This is a genomic window from Porphyrobacter sp. AAP82 (genome assembly GCF_000331285.1).
Taxonomy (GTDB): domain Bacteria; phylum Pseudomonadota; class Alphaproteobacteria; order Sphingomonadales; family Sphingomonadaceae; genus Erythrobacter.
Window position 1 is genome coordinate 1 of the sequence record NZ_ANFX01000002.1, and the last position, 826, is coordinate 826.

Here is an 826-nt window from a genome sequence, read left to right on the forward strand (position 1 = left end):
GAGGCGGTCACCACCGGGCTGCAACGCAAGCGCACGACCCACGAGATCCTGACCGATCTGTTGCGCGCCGAAGCCGCGCATCGTCATGCCGCCTCGATCCGTTACCGCATGACCGCAGCCAAGCTGCCGGTAATCAAGGACCTCGACGCCTTCACGTTCGAGGGGACCCCGATCAACGAAGAGCTGGTGCGCTCCCTTCACGCAGGTTCGTTCCTGCCCGGTCGCCGCAACATCGTGCTCATCGGCGGCACAGGGACGGGCAAGACCCATCTGGCCACTGCGATCACCGCCAGCGTCGTGCGTGCCGGTGCCCGCGGGCGCTACTTCAACACGGTCGATCTCGTTACCCGGCTCGAGGAAGAAGCTCGCATCGGCAAGGCTGGCGCCATCGCTGCTCAGCTCGGCAGGCTCGACCTCGTGGTGCTCGACGAGCTGGGCTATCTGCCGTTCGCCCGATCCGGTGGGCAGCTCTTGTTCCATCTGATCAGCAAGCTCTACGAGCAGACCTCGGTCATCATCACCACCAACCTCGCCTTCGGCGAGTGGCCCACCGTCTTCGGCGACCCCAAGATGACCACCGCGCTGCTCGATCGCATCACGCACCATTGCGATATCGTCGAGACCGGCAACGACAGCTGGCGCTTCAAAAATCGCAGCTGACCAAGTCAGAAAACCGCCTTCGCGCTGCTGACGCCTCCGGTCGGGCTACGCCCTCCCTACGCCGCCAGCAGCGCGAAACACGCGCCCAGCATCAACCACCCACCATCTCAACAAGGGGGTCCCTTTTGCGTGCCGATAGGGGGGCCCGATTGAACGCCGATTGACA

At 64.3% G+C, this 826-nt stretch carries 1 protein-coding gene; it reads left to right on the top strand.

What is annotated here, in order from left to right:
- On the top strand, window positions 1–660 hold a 660-nt coding region (gene istB, locus D620_RS0100010), incomplete at its 5' end, for an IS21-like element helper ATPase IstB (RefSeq protein ID WP_017663726.1).
- Window positions 661–826: the final 166 nt, after the last annotated feature.